The organism is Streptomyces sp. NPDC047880, from assembly GCF_040706515.1.
Taxonomy (GTDB): Bacteria; Actinomycetota; Actinomycetes; order Streptomycetales; family Streptomycetaceae; genus Streptomyces.
On record NZ_JBEZOK010000021.1, the window covers coordinates 45,179 to 63,120 of the forward strand.

Sequence of the window (17,942 nt, forward strand, 5' to 3'; positions counted from 1 at the left end):
GTACGTCAGCGCACACATCGCGCCACCCCGCCCTGCCCGCTGCCGAGAGCACCGCTGCCGACGCGGCCGCCCTCCTTCGCGAACGTGGAGTAGAAATCGGGGGAGTTCACGTCAGAAGTCCCACCCGTCGTCCTCGGACTCGTCCTTGACCGGCTCGGGGGCCGCGAAGGACTCGCCGACCATGCCGGCGGTGAGGGTGGTGCCGTCGTTCGGGTCGATCAGGATGAACGAGCCGGTGCGGCGCGAGTCGGCGTAGGAGTCGACCGGCAGCGGCTCGGCGGTGCGGACCTTCACCCGGCCGATGTCGTTGGCGACGAGCTGTCCCGGGTGCGGGTGCAGGGACAGGTCGTCGAGCGTGAGGCGGGACGGGATGTCCTTGACGATCGCCTTGACCGTGCGGGTGCCGTGCTTGAGGAGCACCCGGTGGCCCACCGTCAGCGGGGCGTCGGCGACATGGCAGACCGTCGCCTCGATGTCCTGCGTGGTCGCGGGCGCGTCCTTGCTCGGCACGATCAGGTCGCCCCGCGAGATGTCGATGTCGTCCTCCAGCAGGAGGGTGACCGACTGCGTCGTCCACGCCACGTCGACCGGCTCGCCCAGCAGGTCGATGCCGGAGATCTTCGAGGCGCGGCCCGACGGCAGCACCGTGACGGACTCGCCGACGCGGAAGGAACCCGCCGCGATCTGGCCGGCGTAACCCCGGTAGTCCGGGTGGTCCGGGCCCTGGGGCCGGATCACGTACTGCACGGGCAGCCGGGCGTGGCAGTGGCTCAGGTCGTGGCTGACCGGCACCGTCTCCAGGTGCTCCAGCACGGTCGGGCCGCCGTACCAGTCCATGTTCGCGGAAGGCTCCACCACGTTGTCGCCGACGAGCGCCGAGATCGGGATCGCGGTGACCTCAGGGACGCCCAGTTCGGTCGCGTACGCCGTGAACTCCTCGGCGATGGCGGCGAACACCTTCTCCTCGTAGCCGACCAGGTCCATCTTGTTGACGGCGAGGACCACGTGCGGCACGCGCAGCAGGGCGGCGATGGCCGCGTGCCGGCGGGTCTGCTCGACCACGCCGTTGCGGGCGTCGACCAGGATCACCGTCAGCTCGGCGGTCGAGGCGCCGGTGACCATGTTCCGCGTGTACTGCACGTGGCCGGGGGTGTCGGCGAGGATGAACCGCCGCAGGGGAGTGGCGAAGTAGCGGTAGGCCACGTCGATGGTGATGCCCTGCTCCCGCTCGGCCCGCAGACCGTCGGTGAGCAGCGCGAGGTCCGGCGCCTCCTGGCCGCGGCTCGCGGAGACGCGCTCCACGGCCTCCAGCTGGTCGGTGAGGACCGACTTGGAGTCGTGCAGCAGCCGCCCGACGAGGGTGGACTTGCCGTCGTCGACGGAACCGGCGGTGGCGAACCGCAGAAGCGTCGTTTCCGCGAGTTCCTCGGTGGTGATGGTGCTCATCTCTAGAAGTACCCCTCGCGCTTGCGGTCTTCCATCGCGGCCTCGGACATCTTGTCGTCGGCGCGGGTGGCGCCGCGCTCGGTGAGCCGGGAGGCGGCGATCTCCACGATCACCTTCTCGATGGTGTCGGCGTCGGAGTCCACCGCGCCGGTGCAGGACATGTCACCCACGGTCCGGTAGCGCACCAGGCGCTTCTCGACGGTCTCGCCGTCCTTCGGCCCGCCCCACTCGCCGGCGGTCAGCCACATGCCGCTGCGGGAGAACACCTCGCGCTCGTGCGCGTAGTAGATCTCCGGCAGTTCGATACCCTCGCGGGCGATGTACTGCCACACGTCCAGCTCGGTCCAGTTGGACAGCGGGAAGACGCGGACGTGCTCGCCGGGCGCGTGCCGCCCGTTGTACAGGTTCCACAGCTCCGGGCGCTGCCGGCGCGGGTCCCACTGGGAGAACTCGTCACGCAGGGAGAACACCCGCTCCTTGGCCCGGGCCTTCTCCTCGTCGCGGCGGCCGCCGCCGAAGACGGCGTCGAACCTCTCCGCCTGGATCTTCTCGGTCAGCGGCAGCGTCTGCAGCGGGTTGCGGGTGCCGTCCGGGCGCTCCTTGAGGACGCCGCGGTCGATGTAGTCCTGCACCGAGGCGACGTGCAGCCGCAGCCCGTGCTTGGCCACCGTGCGGTCGCGGTAGTCGAGGACCTCGGGGAAGTTGTGCCCCGTGTCCACGTGCAGCAGCGAGAACGGCACCGACGCCGGCCGGAAGGCCTTCAGCGCCAGGTGCAGCATGACGATGGAGTCCTTGCCGCCGGAGAACAGGATCACCGGCCGCTCGAACTCGCCCGCCACCTCACGGAAGATGTGCACCGCCTCGGACTCGAGGGCGTCGAGGTGGGAGAGCGCGTACGGGCTTTCGGTCCCCTCGGAAACGGTGGCGACGGTCGTCGTCATGCCAGTCCCCTTTCGCTGAGCAGGGCGTACACGGACGCCGCGGACTCCTGCACGGTCTGGTTCTGCGACTCGATGCGCAGGTCGGGCGACTCGGGCGCCTCGTACGGGTCGTCGACGCCGGTGAGCCCCGTGAGCTCGCCCGCGGCCTGCTTGGCGTACAGGCCCTTCACGTCCCGCTCGCTGCACACCTCGACCGGAGTGGCCACGTGCACCTCCACGTACGCGGTGCGGTTCGCCTGGTGGCGCTTGCGCACCGCCTCGCGGCTGTCCTGGTACGGCGCGATGACCGGGACGAGGGCCAGCACGCCGTTGCGGGCGAGCAGTTCGGCGACGAAGCCGATGCGCTGCACGTTGGTGTGCCGGTCCTCGCGGCTGAAGCCGAGGCCCGCCGAGATGAACTCGCGGATCTCGTCGCCGTCGAGCACCTCGACCCGGTGGCCCTCCTCGCGGAGGCGGCCGGCCAGTTCGTGGGCGATCGTGGTCTTGCCGGCGCTCGGCAGACCCGTGAGCCAGACGGTGGCTCCGGTCGTCACGTCACTCTCCTGAATCGTCGTCGTCATCCGTGCAGCCCGCACTCGGTCTTGCTGCGGCCCGCCCAGCGGCCGGCGCGCGCGTCCTCGCCCTCCAGGACCCGCCGGGTGCAGGGCGCACAGCCGACGGAGGCGTAGCCGTCCATCAGCAGCGGGTTGGTGAGCACCCCGTGTTCGGTGACGTAGGCGTCCACGTCGTCCTGGGTCCAGCGGGCGATGGGGGAGATCTTGACCTTCTGGCGCTTCTCGTCCCAGCCGACCACCGGGGTGTTCGCCCGGGTCGGGGACTCGTCGCGGCGCAGTCCGGTCGCCCAGGCCCGGTAGTCCTTCAGGCCCTCTTCCAGCGGCTGCACCTTGCGCAGCTTGCAGCACAGGTCGGGGTTGCGGTCGTGCAGCTTCGGGCCGTACTCGGCGTCCTGCTCGGCGACCGTCTGGCGCGGGGTCAGGGTGATGACGTTGACGTCCATCACGGCGTCGACCGCGTCACGGGTGCCGATGGTCTCCTCGAAGTGGTACCCGGTGTCGAGGAAGACCACGTCGACGCCGGGCATCGCCCGGGAGGCGAGGTGGGCGACCACCGCGTCCTCCATCGACGAGGTGACGCAGAAGCGCTTGCCGAACGTCTCGGCCGCCCACGTGAGGATCTCCAGCGCGGAGGCGTCCTCCAGGTCGCGGCCCGCCTGCTCGGCGAGCTTCTTCAGGTCCTCGGCGGTGCGCTCGTCCTGAACGGTCGTCATATCTGTGCCCCTCCGGAATCGGATCGCTTCAGCCCCTGGGCCAGCAGCCCGAGGAACTTCAGCGAGAAGGCCCGGCTGCACGCCGCGCATTCCCACGCGCCGTGCCTGCCGTCGGCGGCCTCGCTCGGACGCAGGTCCTCGTCGCCGCAGTAGGGGCAGTAGAACGGGGCGGCGCGCTCGCTCACGACAGCGCCTCCTCACCGGCCCGCGCCGCCCAGGAGGCGAACCGCTCGCCGTCCTCGCGCTCGGCCTGGAATCGCTTCAGGACGCGCTCGATGTAGTCCGGCAGTTCGTCGGAGGTGACCTTCAGACCGCGCACCTTGCGGCCGAAGCCGGCTTCCAGGCCCAGTGCGCCGCCCAGGTGCACCTGGTAGCCCTCGACCTGCTCGCCCTGGTCGTCGAGCATGAGCTGGCCCTTGAGACCGATGTCCGCGACCTGGATACGGGCGCAGGCGTTCGGGCAGCCGTTGAGGTTGATGGTGAGCGGCTCGTCGAAGTCCGGCAGCCGGCGCTCCAGTTCGTCGATCAGCTGCGCTCCGCGCTGCTTGGTCTCGACGATGGCGAGCTTGCAGAACTCGATGCCGGTGCAGGCCATGGTGCCGCGCCGGAACGAGGAGGGCCGGGCCGTCAGGTCGAGGGCCTCCAGTCCTTCCACCAGCGAGTCGACCCGGTCCTGCTCGACATCGAGGACGATCATCTTCTGCTCGACGGTGGTGCGCACCCGGCCCGAACCGTGGGCCTCGGCGAGGTCGGCGATCTTCGTGAGCGTCGCGCCGTCGACGCGTCCCACGCGCGGTGCGAAGCCGACGTAGAAGCGGCCGTCCTTCTGCCGGTGCACACCGATGTGGTCGCGCCACTGCTGCGACGGCTGCTCGGGGGCCGGGCCGTCGGTGAGCTTGCGCTTCAGGTACTCGTCCTCCAGGACCTGCCGGAACTTCTCCGCGCCCCAGTCGGCGACGAGGAACTTCAGGCGGGCGCGGTTGCGCAGCCGGCGGTAGCCGTAGTCGCGGAAGATCGAGATGACGCCCTCGTACACGTCCGGTACGTCGTCGATCGACACCCAGGTCCCGAGCCGTACGCCCAGCTTGGGGTTGGTGGACAGGCCGCCGCCGACCCACACGTCGAAGCCCGGGCCGTGCTCGGGGTGCTTCACACCGACGAACGCGACGTCGTTGATCTCGTGGACCACGTCCAGCAGCGGCGAACCCGAGATGGCCGTCTTGAACTTCCGGGGGAGGTTCGAGTACGCCGGGTTGTTCAGGACCCGGCGCTTCATCTCCTCCAGGGCCGGGGTGGCGTCGATGATCTCGTCCTCGGCGATGCCCGCCACCGGCGAGCCGATCATCACACGCGGGGTGTCACCGCAGGCGGTGACGGTGGACAGGCCCACGCCCTCCAGCCGGTTCCAGATCTCGGGCACGTCCTCGATCCGGATCCAGTGGTACTGGACGTTCTGCCGGTCCGTGATGTCGGCGGTGCCACGCGCGAACTCCTGCGAGATCTCGCCGATGACCCGCAACTGCTGCGTGGTCAGCGCCCCGCCGTCGATCCGGACGCGCAGCATGAAGTACTCGTCGTCCAGCTCCTCCGGCTCCAGGACGGCCGTCTTGCCGCCGTCGATGCCGGGCTTGCGCTGGGTGTACAGACCCCACCAGCGCATGCGGCCGCGCAGGTCGTTGGGGTCGATGGAGTCGAAGCCCCGCTTGGAGTAGATCGTCTCAATGCGTGTCCGCACATTGAGACCGTCGTCGTCCTTCTTGAACTGCTCGTTGCCGTTCAGTGGGGTGTGGTGCCCCACGGCCCACTGACCCTCACCGCGGTGACGGCTCACCTTGCGGCGGGGAGTCGCGGCAGCAGGGTTCTGCGGGGTGGCGGCCATGGTTGATACGTCCTTCGGGACAGGCGAAAATGCGGCTCTGACCTGCGCATGCGTGCGCATGGGCATAGGGCGCGTCATTGCGCAGGGGTGAGGCAGGAAAGGAAGATGTCGGGCGCGGGCTGAGTACGCTCAGTGCGCCGGACAGATGGCGCTGGACATGCGGCCGAGGTCGACGTGCCGCCGACTCACCAAGGCAATTCCAGTTCCAGACATGACGGAAGCGTGTCACGGCGATCTGGACACAGTCCAGCTTCGTCCAAGATGCGGACACCCTTGTCTCGCAGGGCAAGACAGGGGTGGCGTTGGTCACATCGGCGTCCCCGAGGTGTCCGTCCAGGTCAGACGGGGAACGCCCCAGGCCATGGTCCCGGAGCGGCGACCTCCGCCTCCTCCTCGACCTTGGTGTCGAACAGCTTGAAGCCCCGCCGCCGGTAGTTGTCCATCGCGTGCTCGCCGTCCTTGCTGCAGGTGTGCAGCCAGACCCGCTTGGTCGGGGTCAGTCCCGCCCAGCGGTCCGCGAGGTCCCAGGCCCGGGCCGTGCCGTACGACAGCAGGTGCCCGCCGATGCGCCGGCCGCGGAAGGCGGGCAGCAGCCCGAAGTAGACGATCTCCACGACGGCGTCGTCCTGCGCCTCCAGCTCCACGTACCCCGCGGGCGTGCCCCGGTCGTACGCCACCCACGTCTCCACGCCGGGCCGCTGGAGGTGCTCCACCCACTGCGCGTAGGACCAGCCGAGCCGGTCCGTCCAGCGGATGTCGCCGCCCACCGACGCGTACAGGAACCGGCTGAACTCGGGCGAGGGCACCTCGGAGCGGACGACCCGGACGTCCCCGTCCGGCGTGTCCGCCGCCAGCAGGTCGGTCGGCGCGGTCTGCTCCAGGGACCAGGTGGTCACGGCGATGGTGGTCATACGGGTCAGAAAATCATCCGACCTACTCGTCTGTCGATCGGCGGCCCGCACTGTGGACGGCGCCGGTCAGCGCACCGCCCGGTCGACCGACGCCAGCGGCAGCGCGAACAGCATCCGCCCCGACTGGGACCAGATCTCGCCGGTCTCCTCCCAGTAGGACAGGGAACCCGACCCGCCGCTCCAGCACTGCCGCGTCTCGTCCGAGCCGCACTCCGCCGCCCGCGCGCCCTCGGTGTCCTGGCGCCACAACGTCCCGTGCCCGCCCTCGGTACCCGCCGCCCGGTCCAGGTACCAGCCCGACCGGTACGCCAGCACGCCCCGCACCTCGGAAGTCTTCGTCTCGTACGCCTCCACCGGGGCCGCCCGCCCCGAGGAGTCGGTGGCGAGCAGGCCGGAGCGGCCCGGGTCCCGGCTCAGCGCGTAGCGCCACAACCGGGTGCGCCGGTCGCCGTCCGCGGGTGCCCACGCGCTCGCGACCAGACTGTCGGGGGAGGTGCTGCGGTCCAGGGAGACGGTGGCCGGACGGGAGCCGCCGTCCCTGTCGGGCAGGGTGTACGCACCGACGGCCGGCAGTACGAACCGGTAGCCGTGCGCTGCCCAGCCGCCCCGAACCCGGCCGACCGCTTCGGAGTCGACGGTGGCGCGCTGGATGCGGTCCAGGTCGTACACGTACAGCGCGTCCCGGCCGCCCTCGCGGGTCGTCACCAGCAGCTTGTCCTGGTACCAGACCATGCCCGACAGCGGGGAGACCAGCCCCCGGAAGTCCCGCCCGCCGTCCACCGGGACGGCCAGCAGCGCCCAGGTGTAGCGCAGCGCGCCGGGGTCGTTCGCGTCGACGAAGGCGACCTTGGCCAGGCCCTGCCCGGGGGCAGGGCCGTCCAGGGAGCCGCCCTCGGCGCCCCGGGTCCAGCCGGAGAGGATCACGCGGTTGCCGCCCCAGCGGCCGTCGTCGTCCGCGTCGCCCGAGGTCGTGACCGCGCCGGCGCGCCAGCCCCGGGTGTCGGAGCCGCTGAAGCAGTACGCGCGCGAGGCCGCCGGTTCCACCGGCAGGCTGTGCTTCTCGGCGGCCGGGCAGCCGGCCGCGTCCCGCAGCGGGAGATCGGCGCGCTCCAGTACCGCGCCGACGCCGACCGGCCGGCCCATCTTCGACGCGAGCCGGTCCAGCCACCGCCCGGGCACCGGGTGCTCGGCCAGGGCCGGCTGCCCTGACCCGTCGGACGCGGCGACCGGCTTGAGAGCCCCGGGGGCGTCGGCGACGGTGGCCTGCGAGGCGCTGATCAGGGTGGCGGCGGCGGTGAGCGCGAGGGCCGTCCCGGCCAGGGTCGCGCGCAGCGCCCTGCCCTGCCTGCGCCGCCGGTGTCTGCCGCGATGCTTCATAACGTCCTCCCGAGGCGGACCAACTGCGCCTGTTGATCCGCACGTTGACGGAGGAGCAGGTGGGGTGGTCCGTAGGGGGGATGCTACGGCAGGTGAGGGGTGCCGCGGACGAAGACCCCGCAAATATGCGAAAGATGCACCCCTCGGGGCGGCTTGCACGGCACGCGCAGTGAACCTCAGGGTGTCGGTGTGGCTTGTGCGGTACGCACGGTGACGTCAGGGTGTCGGTGCGGCTGTGCGGCTGTGCGGCTGTGCGGCTGTGCGGCTGTGCGGCTGTGCGGCTGTGCGGTACGCACGGTGACGTCAGGAGGTCGGTGCGGCTGTGCGGTACGCGCGGTGACGTCAGGAGGTCGGTGCGGCTGTGCGGTACGCGCGGTGACGTCAGGAGGTCGGTGCGGCTGTGCGGTACGCGCGGTGACGTCAGGACGTCAGGACGTCGGTGCGGCTGTGCGCTGTCTGCTCACCGCGGGCGCGGTCGAGTGCGGCAGCAGGTCCCGGGGATCGTCCGGGAGGAGCACCTCGACCTCGGCCTCCTCGGCGAACCGGTACGGCCGGTGCTCCAGTAACGCCCCCAGATACCGCCGTACCCGCGACATCTCGGCACGCACCGTCACCGTGCGGGCCGGATCCCCGAACACGTCCGCGGCCAGGCCCGAGGCGCTGCGGCCGGAGCGGTGGAGGGCGAGGAGGTACAGCAACTCCGCGTGCCGCGGACTCAGTTCCCGGGTCCAGGAGCCCGCCCCGCCGTGCACCTCCACCGACCAGCGCCGCGCCGGCCTGAGGTCCAGCACGATCCTGGCCGGGCCGTGCGGCACCGGCTCGTCGGCGGCCGCCCGCACCAGCCAGCCCCCGGCCAGCGGCTCCAGCGTGCACGGCCCGAGCGCCGGCAGCCGCCCCGGGCCCGCAGACAGCGACTTCGGCAGGGCCACGCGCCGCACGTACGGCATCCCGCTGACCGCCGCCGTCCAGCCGTCCGGGTCGACGACCAGGGCACGGCCGCCCAGCCGGGCCAGCACCGGCGCCGCCACCGCGCGCAGCCGCTCCAGCGACTCCACGTGCATCTCCCGCAGCCGGGCCTCGGCCAGTTTGGCCACCGAACCGACCCAGGCGAGCGTGGCCGGATGCATCGTCTCCAGCGGTCCGCTCACGTCCACCACGCCCAGCAGCCGGCCGTCCCGCGGATCCGTCAGGGGAGCGCCCGCACAGGTCCAGCCGGCCTGGGAACGCACGAAGTGCTCGGAGGCGAAGACCTGCACGGGCCGGCGCACCACCGCCGGGGTGCCCACGCCGTTCGTGCCGACGACGTCCTCACGCCAGTCCGCACCCAGTTCGAAGCCGAGCCCGTCCGCCTTGCGCAGCACCGGCGGGCTGCCCTCGCGCCACAGCACCCGGCCCTCCTCGTCGGCCACCACCATGATGTGGTGGGCGACGTCCGCCGCCGCCAGCAGGCCCTCCCGCAGCACCGGCAGCACATGGCGCAATACCGACGTCTCGCGCCGCCGCTGCACCTCCTCACGGGACAGCGGGTCCACCCGCACGTCGTGGTCCGGGTCGATGCCGCTGCGCAGCATCCGCTCCCAGGACCGCTCGATGACCGGACGCGGTGACACCGGGGCCGGCCGCCCGGACAGCCGCGCGGCGCGGACCTCGCTGAGGACCCGGGCCGCCCGTGTGCTGTCGACGGCTGCCAAGTGCGTGACGTCCATGCGCGTGCGCCCCCCGGAGTCGCTTCTGACTGTCCGTCTCATAGTGCCGCCTGCCCCGGGAGGGCGCGCACAGTCCGCACACAGCCGACAGCAACTTGCAACCCCCTGCAACCCTGGTGGACGGACCGGCCGTGTCCGAAACTTGATCCGCGCCGTCCCGAGCGGCGTTCAGCGGCTCGAACGGGCCAGTACGGCGGGGGTGGTGCCGTGTCGGCGCAGCACCACCCCCGCTCCTCGGCACGCCGAGCACACGCCGAAGCCGCGCGCACGCGCACCGGCCGCCGGATCAGGACACCGGCCGGGCCCGCTCCACCACCGATGCCAGATCCAGCGTGTGCGGCAGCGTCCCGAACGCCGCGCCCCCGTCGCCGCCGAGCCGCCCCGCGCAGAACGCGTCGGCGACCTGCGGTGGCGCGAAACGCACCAGCAGCGACCCCTGGAGGACCAGCGCGAGCCGCTCCGCCAGCCGCCGCGCCCGCCCCTCCACACCCTCCAGATCGGCGAGTTCGGTCAGCAGGCTCTTGATGGCCCCGTCCAGGCGGTGATCGGCGCCGCGCGCCTGCCCGACCTCCCGCAGATAGGCGTCCAGCGCCCCCGGCTCCCGCTGCAGCGCCCGCAGCACGTCCAGCGCCTGGACGTTGCCCGCGCCCTCCCAGATCGAGTTGAGCGGCGACTCGCGCACCAGCCGCGGCATCTGGGACTCCTCGACGTAGCCGTTGCCGCCGAGGCACTCCGCCGCCTCCACGGCGACGGGCGGGCACCGCTTGGTCACCCAGTACTTGGCGGCCGGCACCGCGATCCGCAGCAGCGCCCGCTCCTGTTCGCCGCCGTCGTCGCAGGCCGCCGCCAGGCGCAGCGCCAGCGTCGTCGCCGCCTCCGACTCCAGTGCCAGATCGGCCAGCACGTTGCGCATCAGCGGCTTGTCGGCGAGCTTCCCGCCGAACGCCTCCCGGTACGTGCAGTGGTGCACCGCCTGCGCCACGGCCTGCCGCATCAGCCCGGCCGAGCCGAGCACGCAGTCGAGCCGGGTCGCCGCGACCATGTCGATGATGGTGCGCACCCCGCGCCCCTCCTCGCCGACCCGGCGCCCCCACGTCCCGTCGAACTCGACCTCTGCGGAGGCGTTCGACCGGTTGCCCAGCTTGTCCTTGAGGCGCTGGATCCGGAACACGTTGCGCGTGCCGTCCCGCAGCACCCGCGGCACCAGGAAACAGGTCAGTCCGCCCGGAGCCTGCGCCAGCACCAGGAAGCCGTCGGACATGGGTGCCGAGCAGAACCACTTGTGCCCGGTCAGCTCGTACGTCCCGGCCTCGGCGAGGGGCCGCGCCGCCGTGGTGTTCGCCCGGACGTCGCTGCCGCCCTGCTTCTCCGTCATGGCCATCCCGAACAGCGCCCCGGCCTTGAGGTGCGCGGGCCGCGGCTCACGGTCGTAGACCACGGACGTCAGCCGGGGCTCCCACTCGGCCGCCAGGTCCGGGTCGGTACGCAGGGCGGGCACCGCCGCGTGCGTCATCGACAGCGGGCAGCCGTTGCCCGCCTCGACCTGCGTCCACACCAGGAAGGCGGCGGCCCGCCGCAGATGCCCGGCCGGCCGGTCCCACGCGGCCGTCAGCCCGGCCGAGACGCCCTTGCCGAGCAGCCGATGCCAGGAGGGGTGGAACTCGACCTCGTCGACACGGTTGCCGTACCGGTCGTGCGTGAGCAGCCGCGGTGGGTTCTCGTTGGCCAGCCGTCCCCACTCCTGCACCTGGGCCGAGCCCGAGGTCCGGCCGAGTGCCGTCAGCTCGCCGAGGACCTCCTCGCGCAGGTCCGGATCGAGATGCCGGTCGACCGCGGCGGCCAGGGCCCGGTCTGCGGAGAAGACGTCATAGCCGACCAGCGGCGGGACCTGGTTCGTCACGGTGTGGGTGCTGCCTGCCATGCTGCGAACGTACCCCGCGGTAGCACCCTGGTCACCAGCGAACCCGGCACGGCCGGCGAAGACCCGGCCTGTGGGTGAGTGGGCCCGGCCCCGGCGGATACCGTTAGGGGGTGCAGCCAGCAAGTGAATCCCCCGACACGCCGTCCGGGCGCCTCCACCGGGCGCGGGCCCTCTACCGGAACGTCTCCAAGCGCAGGACCGCCTGGCTGCTGGTCAAGGACACCGTCAATTCCTGCGTCGAGTACCGCATCCTGGGGCTGGCGGCCGAGGCCGCGTTCTTCACTCTGCTGTCGGTGCCTCCGCTGCTGCTGAGCATGATCGGACTGCTCGGCTACGTCGACGCCTGGACCGGCGCCGACACCATCCAGAGCCTCCAGACCAACCTCCTGGAGGCCTCCCGCACGGTCCTGTCCGACCAGGGCGTCCGGGAGATCGCCCAGCCGATCCTGCACGACGTGATGAAAGGCGGCCGGCCCGACGTCATCTCCATCGGCTTCCTGTTCGCCCTGTGGTCCGGCTCCCGCGCGGTGAACGTCTTCATCGACACCATCACCGTGATGTACGGCCTCGACGGCGTCCGGGGCATCGTCAAGACCCGGCTGATGGCCTTCCTGCTGTTCATCGTGGCGCTGCTGATCGGCTCGGTCGCGCTGCCGCTGATGGTGGCGGGACCGGACGCGGTAGTGCGGATCGTGCCGTGGTCGACGACTCTCGTGCAGGTCCTCTACTGGCCCACGGTGATCCTCCTGTCGATCGCCTTCCTGACGACGCTCTACCACGTGTCCGTCCCGGTCCGCTCCCCGTGGATCGAGGACGTCCCCGGCGCGCTGGTCGCCCTCGGCATGTGGGTGCTCGGCAGTTTCCTGCTGCGGATCTATCTGACCAGCACCGTCGAGGGCCCCACGATCTACGGTTCCCTCGCCGCGCCCGTCGCCGTGCTGCTGTGGATCGGTGTGTCCGCGTTCGCCGTGCTCGTCGGGGCCGCGGTCAACGCCGCCATCGACCGGGTCTGGCCGGCCGCCGCGACGGCCGCGGCCCGCGAGGCCAACGAGCGGCTGCGGCAGGCCCAGGTCGCCGAGTACGTCGCCCGCGCCACGGCCACGGGCGAAGGCGACCCGGACATGCCCTCCGAGTTCCCGGAACGCTGGTCCCGCTTCCTGCCCCCCGAGGACGTCTCGGCCCGGCTGCGCACCCATGTGAAGAGCACCCATGTGAAGAGCCACGTGAAGAACAGCCACGTGAAGAGCACGCAGGTCAACGGGGAGGGGCAGCCGCCCGAGGAGAAGTGACCGAATGCCGCTCTCAGCAGATCTCCGTCAGGCCCGCCACCTCGTCCGGCGGCACGCCGAAACCGCCGGCGCCTCTCCGTGGTCACGCGTCGAGACGGCCCGGTACGTCGGCGGGCGCCCCGTCGCCGCGATCTCCGCGACGGCCTCCCCGAAGGTCAGCAGGCGCGCCCCGGAGAGCGTCAGGCTCAGCCCCGTGTACCGGTCGCTGGACGTCAGCGCGGCCAACCACCACGTCGGCGATGTCCCGCACGTCGAGGGAACGGCTCGGGCACCCCGCCGGCCGGGAACACCGGCTCCCCCGCGTTCCCGCAGTTCCGCCACCGGCGGCCCCTCGCTGAAGTGCTGCGCGCACCACGCGGCCCGTACGACCGTCCAGTCCGCCCCCGAAGCGTGGAGCGCCTCCTCGGTGGGCAGGGCCTGGTCCTCGCTCCGCGCCGACAGCGGCACCAGCGACCGCACCCCGAGCCCGAGCGCGCCGACCGCCTCCGCGGCGCCCGGCGCGCCGACGTCCGAGGGCAGGGCGAGGCAGGCCGCGTCCGCGCGTCCGCACCCGGCTCGCGCGTCCGCACCCGGCTCGCGCGTCCGCACCCGGCTCGCGCGTCCGCACCCGGCCTCCGCGTCTGCGCCTCCGCGTCCGGCCTTGCCCCCGCGTCTGCGCCTCCGCGCCCGGCCCGCGCTCCCGGCCTCCGCGTCTGCGCCCCCGCGCCCGGCCCCCGGACTCGGCCCACCGCTCCGGCGTAGCCTGGCCCACGTGTACGTGGAGCGGGCGTCGCGGCTGCCCGGGGCGGTGGCGTGGACCAACACCCCGTCCGGGGACGGGGTGGTCCGGGTGCTGCCCGACGGGTGCATGGATCTGCTCTGGCACGACGGACGGCTGATGGTCGCCGGGCCCGACACCCGCGCCCACCTCCCGGACGGCGGGACAGGTCCCTGGGCCGGAGTCCGCTTCCCGCCGGGCACGGCCCCGGCGCTCCTCGGCGTACCGGCGCACGAGCTGCGCGACCGGCGCGTCGAGCTCGCCGACCTGTGGCCGGCCGCGCGGGTGCGGCGTCTGGCCGGCGGTGTGAACGCCGCCGCCGATCCGGCGAGCGGCCTGGAGGAGCTGGCGCTGCGGCGAGCGGCCGGTGCCGAACCCCCGGACCCGCTGCTCCGGCAGGTCGTCGCCGCCCTCGACGCGGGCCGCCCCGTGGCCGCGATCGCCGACGGACTCGGTATCAACTCCCGCCAGTTGCACCGCCGCTCCCTGTCCGCGTTCGGCTACGGTCCCAAGACCCTGGCCCGCATCCTGCGGCTGCACCGGGCCCTCGCACTGGCCCGGGCCGGTGTGCCGTTCGCGGAGACGGCCGCCCGGGCCGGTTACGCCGACCAGGCTCATCTGGCCCGTGACGTGAGGGAGCTGGCGGGGCTGTCGCTGGGTCGGCTACTCGCCGGCTAGCGGGGCGAACAGGTCCACCCCGTTGCCGTCCGGGTCGTGCACGACGGCGTACCGCTGCCCCCAGAAGGCGTCCCACGGCTTGAGCTCACCGTGGTGGCCGGCGCCGACCAGCCGTTCGTACAGCGCGTCCACCTCCTCCGGTCCGTCGCAGCGCAGGGCGAGCGAGGCCCGGCCCCCGTCCGTGGGCGGCCGCCACCCGGGCAGGAAGGAACGGACCGTCTCCTCGGTGTCGAACATCAGCCGCAGCCCGCCGGGCAGTGCGGCCTCGGTGTGCGGCTGGTCCTCGGCGCCGTCCGGGAAGACGAGTCCGAGGCGGCGGTAGAACGCGACGGAGGCGGCCATGTCGGAGACGACCAGGCCGATGGCATCGAATCGTGCAGTCATGGAGCCACCGTAGGGAGGCCCACGAGGCCCGGTCTTGAAGAAAACGGACGCCGCGCGCCTTGGGCCCGAGGCCGCAGGTCCGATGCCGGACGCCCGGTGACGGAGTTCGGCCCCCGGCCCGGGCGACCCTCCGACCCGAGCAGGCCCCCGGTGACCCGTTCCCGGGCCGGGACGCCCGCCGCCTCGGGCGTGGACCGTCCCAGGGCGGTCCGGGGACGCCGGAAGGGCTCGCCGTGGGTGCCGCGGGCCCCGAGGCTGTGCCGTGCCAGACGAGACGAGCCGCCCCAGGGGAAACCCGCCGGGGGACGGCGGTTCGGAAAGGACAACCGCATGAGCATGCGCAATCGGGCCGTGGCGCTGATGACGGCCGTGATGCTGGGCGCCGGGGGGACCGGCATCGCCCTGGCGCCGGCGGCGAGCGCCGCGCCCGCCTACTTCGGCATCGACGGCAAGGGTGCCGTCGCCAACGACTGGGAGGACGAGGAGAACCTCGGCGTCGACGCCTACGCCAGGGGCAACGCCATCGCCCTGTGGGAGACCGTGCTGTGGGCGGACGGCGCCCAGTGGGAGGACGACGAGGGCGAGTGGCAGCCGTTCCGGAAGAGCCAGATCGACGGCTCCTTCGGACCGGAGACCGAATCCGCCACGCAGTGGTGGCAGAGCCGGCACGGTCTGCCCGAGACCGACGGAGTCGTGGTCAGCGAGAGCTGGGACTTCGCCCAGACCCGGCTGCAGAGCCAGCCGGGCAACATCGTCCAGTACAAGGGCCTCGTGCGGAACGTCAACTTCAAGCGCGTGGGCGGCAAGTACCAGGTGAAGCTGAGGAACGTCGGCTCCTGGAAGTACGCCCACTACCGCACGCTGGGCTGAGCGACACCGCCGCCGGGGAGCGGCCGGCCGTGACGGTCACCCGCTCCCCACCGGCAGCACCCACAACAGGCCGGCCAGCAGCACGGCGATGACGGCGAACGACACCAGAGCCGCCGCCCGCCAGCGCCGGTAGTCGGCACCGGCCGGCGGCTTGTCCGCCGCCGGCTCCGCCGGCCCGGCCACCGCCCCGTGCGGCCACGTCCGGTCGGCCAGGTCCCACAGCGCCAGCAGCCGCGCCTGCTCCGCCTCCGCCACCCGGCACAGCGCCTGCACCGCTCCGCGCGGTGGCTGCTTGGCCCCGCTGAGGTACCGCTGCCACGACGACTTGCTGTACGCGGTCCGCCGGGCCAGTTCGGCGAGGCTCCACCCGGTGCGGTCCTTCAGGGCCCGCAGCTGCTCGACCAGGTTTCGTGCCTCCCTCGGCAGTGCGTCCGGAAGCGGCCGCCAGCGCGTCATGGTCGTCCCCCCACTGCTCGCCGAGCGCCCCGCCCCCCGGACACCGGCCCCTCTCCACCGCATCGTTCGACGCCGGGCCGTCCCGGCCAGTTCCCCCCAATGGCGGGCGCGCGACGCGCACAAGGGGTGTGCGGCGAACTCCCGCACGACCGCCGACCGGTGGTCCGCGCGCCCCGCGGGGAGACGTCCCGGCGTGGCCCGCGGGGGCGTGTCCGTCAGGGTGAGGCGGCGTGTCCGTCAGAGTGAGGCGGCGTGTCCCTCAGAGGAAGCGTCCGTCAGGGCGGGGCGGTGTCCCTGACGGGCGGAGACGTGCCCGTCAGGCCGCCCCGTCGGCCCCGGCGGGTCGTACCGCGACCGCGTCGACCTCGAACAGCATCCCCGGCAGCGCCAGCGAGGCGACCCCGCTCAGCGTCTGCGCCGGGAGCCGCTCACCGAAGCGGGCGTGCAGGGCCTTGCCCAGGGTCTCCAGCTTGCCCAGGTCGTGGTCCACGATGAATGTGCCCAGCCGTACGACGTGTTCGTAGCCGAGACCGACCCCCGCCAGCGCGGAGCGCAGCCGGTCGAAGGCCAGTTCCACCTGTGCGGCGAAGTCGCCCGCCACCGGCGCACCGGTGGCGTCCGAGGCGTACTGGCCACCGATGAAGACGGTTTCCCCGGGTGCCGACACGGCGTGGCTGTAGCCGAAGGGCGTGGGGTCGTGGAGTGTGGCCGGGTTGGTGATCGTGCGCGAGTCGCGCGTCATGACCGGTGGTCCTTTCGCGGAGTTCGGCCGCCCCCACAGCGGCGGCGGCCCTGGCACTCCCGCCAACTCCCGTACCTGCGAGCGCATTCCTCACCGCGCCTTGAGCAACTCCCTGCGCACAGAGCACTCTTGATGAAAACTCGCGCCTCTCACGCGCGCGGCGCCGCCGTACTCGCCCGTTCCACCAGCCGTGTCGACAACTCCGTCCGTGTGCTCTCCGGGTGATGGCCGTCCATCAGGCGCAGCAGCGACCGCAGCGCCGTCGCTGCCATCTCGGACAGCGGCTGGCGCACGGTGGTCAGGCCGGGGGAGGCCCAGCGCGCCTCGGGCAGGTCGTCGAAGCCGACCACACTGATGTCGTCCGGGACCCTCAACCCCCTTTCGGCCAGGGCCTCGTAGACACCGAGTGCCATTCGGTCCGAGCAGACGAAGACAGCGGTGGGCGGCTCGGACAGGTCGAGGAGCTCCAGCATGCGGCGGTGGGCCACGCTCTCGTCGAAACCGGCGTGCCGCACATACTCGGGGCGGTGCCGGACCCCGGCGGACGCGAGGGCCGAGCGGTACCCGGCGACCCGCGCGCTGCTGCACATCGTCCGGCGGGGGCCGGCGATGACGGCGACCCGCTCGTGACCGAGGGACAGCAGGTGCTCCGTGGCCGTCAGGCCGCCCTGCCAGTTCGCCGCCCCCACCGAGACCACGCCCTCCGGCGGTTCCTGCACCGGATCGATCATCACGAAGGGGATGCGGTGCTGCTCCAGCCACGCGTACTGCGAGTCGCTGAGCTCGGCCAGGTTGAACAGGACCCCGGAGGAACCCCGGGCGACCAGTTTGTCGAGCCAGCCGCGCTCCGGTCGGCCGAGCCGCGAGCGGACCAGCGCCGCCGACACCACGACCTCCAGACCCGCGTCGTGCGCCGCCTCCTCCACACCGTGCAGGACCGCACCGGACCAGGAACTCTCCAGCGAGTGCACGACCAGATCGACCAGCCGGGGTGCCTTCGCCGCGTCGAAGCGGGGTCTGCGCACGTACCCGAGCCGGTCGAGCGCCTCGGTCACGCGGCGGCGGGTCGCGGGTGCCACGTCCTCGCGGCCGTTGACCACCTTCGAAGCAGTCGGCACCGACACCCCCGCCTCGCGCGCCACGACCGCCAGTGTCGGACCAGCCGCCATGTTCGCACTCGCCGTACGGACCATCGGGAACCCACCTCTCCGGCCCGCCCGAGGGCCGTGGAAAGTTTCGACCAGCGCTGCACACGGCGGTCACGGGATCCGGCCGGGCAGAAAGCGCTTCCTACTCTAGGTGGGGTGCAGGGCGGCGG

At 72.5% G+C, this 17,942-nt stretch carries 18 protein-coding genes and 1 pseudogene; 3 read left to right on the forward strand and 16 right to left on the reverse strand.

What is annotated here, in order from left to right; all coding sequences use genetic code 11:
• Positions 1–111: 111 nt before the first annotated feature.
• The 11 genes from AB0937_RS27345 to AB0937_RS27395 form a co-directional block, all read right to left on the reverse strand.
• Positions 112–1,446, reverse strand: a complete 1,335-nt coding sequence (locus tag AB0937_RS27345) for a GTP-binding protein (RefSeq protein WP_366715037.1) — start codon at positions 1,444–1,446, stop codon at positions 112–114.
• Positions 1,447–1,448: 2 nt separating this feature from the next.
• A complete protein-coding gene (cysD, locus tag AB0937_RS27350; protein ID WP_366715039.1) occupies positions 1,449–2,387 on the reverse strand; it encodes a sulfate adenylyltransferase subunit CysD in 939 nt (312 codons plus the stop codon).
• The gene (gene cysC / locus AB0937_RS27355) at positions 2,384–2,920 is read right to left on the reverse strand and encodes an adenylyl-sulfate kinase (RefSeq protein WP_366715041.1); all 537 of its coding nucleotides are present in this window, start codon (positions 2,918–2,920) and stop codon (positions 2,384–2,386) included. The genes cysD and cysC overlap by 4 nt, the downstream gene beginning before the upstream one ends.
• Positions 2,921–2,943: 23 nt before the next feature.
• A complete protein-coding gene (locus AB0937_RS27360) occupies positions 2,944–3,654 on the reverse strand; it encodes a phosphoadenylyl-sulfate reductase (protein WP_366715043.1) in 711 nt (236 codons plus the stop codon).
• The gene (locus AB0937_RS27365) at positions 3,651–3,839 is read right to left on the reverse strand and encodes a hypothetical protein (RefSeq protein ID WP_366715045.1); all 189 of its coding nucleotides are present in this window, start codon (positions 3,837–3,839) and stop codon (positions 3,651–3,653) included. The genes AB0937_RS27360 and AB0937_RS27365 overlap by 4 nt, the downstream gene beginning before the upstream one ends.
• On the reverse strand, positions 3,836–5,533 hold the full coding sequence (locus AB0937_RS27370) for a nitrite/sulfite reductase (protein ID WP_366715047.1): 1,698 nt from the start codon (positions 5,531–5,533) through the stop codon (positions 3,836–3,838). The genes AB0937_RS27365 and AB0937_RS27370 overlap by 4 nt, the downstream gene beginning before the upstream one ends.
• 129 nt (positions 5,534–5,662) lie before the next feature.
• Positions 5,663–5,746, reverse strand: coding sequence for a putative leader peptide (locus tag AB0937_RS27375; protein WP_311241247.1), 84 nt, complete (start codon positions 5,744–5,746; stop codon positions 5,663–5,665).
• Positions 5,747–5,871: 125 nt separating this feature from the next.
• Positions 5,872–6,444, reverse strand: coding sequence for a GNAT family N-acetyltransferase (locus tag AB0937_RS27380; RefSeq protein ID WP_366715049.1), 573 nt, complete (start codon positions 6,442–6,444; stop codon positions 5,872–5,874).
• A gap of 66 nt (positions 6,445–6,510) precedes the next feature.
• On the reverse strand, positions 6,511–7,821 hold the full coding sequence (locus AB0937_RS27385) for a hypothetical protein (protein ID WP_366715051.1): 1,311 nt from the start codon (positions 7,819–7,821) through the stop codon (positions 6,511–6,513).
• Positions 7,822–8,249: 428 nt separating this feature from the next.
• Positions 8,250–9,527 carry a GAF domain-containing protein gene (locus tag AB0937_RS27390; RefSeq protein ID WP_366715053.1) on the reverse strand — a complete coding sequence of 426 codons (1,278 nt, stop codon included), beginning with the start codon at positions 9,525–9,527 and terminating at the stop codon, positions 8,250–8,252.
• 286 nt (positions 9,528–9,813) lie between these two features.
• Positions 9,814–11,448: an acyl-CoA dehydrogenase family protein gene (locus tag AB0937_RS27395; RefSeq protein WP_366715055.1), complete on the reverse strand. Its 1,635-nt coding sequence runs from the start codon at positions 11,446–11,448 to the stop codon at positions 9,814–9,816.
• Positions 11,449–11,558: 110 nt separating this feature from the next.
• On the opposite strand from AB0937_RS27395, the gene AB0937_RS27400 reads away from it, so the two are divergent.
• Positions 11,559–12,737 (forward strand): YihY/virulence factor BrkB family protein, encoded by a 1,179-nt coding sequence (locus AB0937_RS27400; RefSeq protein WP_366715057.1) that lies wholly within the window; start codon positions 11,559–11,561, stop codon positions 12,735–12,737.
• 19 nt (positions 12,738–12,756) lie between these two features.
• On the opposite strand, the pseudogene AB0937_RS27405 reads toward AB0937_RS27400, so the two are convergent.
• Positions 12,757–13,277: pseudogene (locus tag AB0937_RS27405) on the reverse strand (NmrA family transcriptional regulator); the annotation flags it as partial.
• Positions 13,278–13,488: 211 nt separating this feature from the next.
• Between AB0937_RS27405 and AB0937_RS27410 the strand changes: the two are divergent.
• Positions 13,489–14,172, forward strand: coding sequence for a helix-turn-helix domain-containing protein (locus tag AB0937_RS27410; RefSeq protein WP_366715058.1), 684 nt, complete (start codon positions 13,489–13,491; stop codon positions 14,170–14,172).
• Here AB0937_RS27410 and AB0937_RS27415 read toward each other — a convergent pair.
• Positions 14,158–14,556 (reverse strand): VOC family protein, encoded by a 399-nt coding sequence (locus AB0937_RS27415; RefSeq protein WP_366715060.1) that lies wholly within the window; start codon positions 14,554–14,556, stop codon positions 14,158–14,160. The genes AB0937_RS27410 and AB0937_RS27415 overlap by 15 nt on opposite strands.
• Before the next feature lie 330 nt (positions 14,557–14,886).
• On the opposite strand from AB0937_RS27415, the gene AB0937_RS27420 reads away from it, so the two are divergent.
• Positions 14,887–15,426 carry a peptidoglycan-binding protein gene (locus tag AB0937_RS27420; protein WP_366715062.1) on the forward strand — a complete coding sequence of 180 codons (540 nt, stop codon included), beginning with the start codon at positions 14,887–14,889 and terminating at the stop codon, positions 15,424–15,426.
• Positions 15,427–15,462: 36 nt separating this feature from the next.
• On the opposite strand, the gene AB0937_RS27425 is transcribed toward AB0937_RS27420, so the two are convergent.
• The 3 genes from AB0937_RS27425 to AB0937_RS27435 form a co-directional block, all read right to left on the reverse strand.
• Positions 15,463–15,882 carry a helix-turn-helix transcriptional regulator gene (locus AB0937_RS27425; protein WP_366715064.1) on the reverse strand — a complete coding sequence of 140 codons (420 nt, stop codon included), beginning with the start codon at positions 15,880–15,882 and terminating at the stop codon, positions 15,463–15,465.
• Positions 15,883–16,198: 316 nt separating this feature from the next.
• A complete protein-coding gene (locus AB0937_RS27430; protein WP_366715066.1) occupies positions 16,199–16,624 on the reverse strand; it encodes a Rid family hydrolase in 426 nt (141 codons plus the stop codon).
• Between the two features lie 149 nt (positions 16,625–16,773).
• The gene (locus AB0937_RS27435; protein WP_366715068.1) at positions 16,774–17,817 is read right to left on the reverse strand and encodes a substrate-binding domain-containing protein; all 1,044 of its coding nucleotides are present in this window, start codon (positions 17,815–17,817) and stop codon (positions 16,774–16,776) included.
• Positions 17,818–17,942 lie beyond the last annotated feature (125 nt).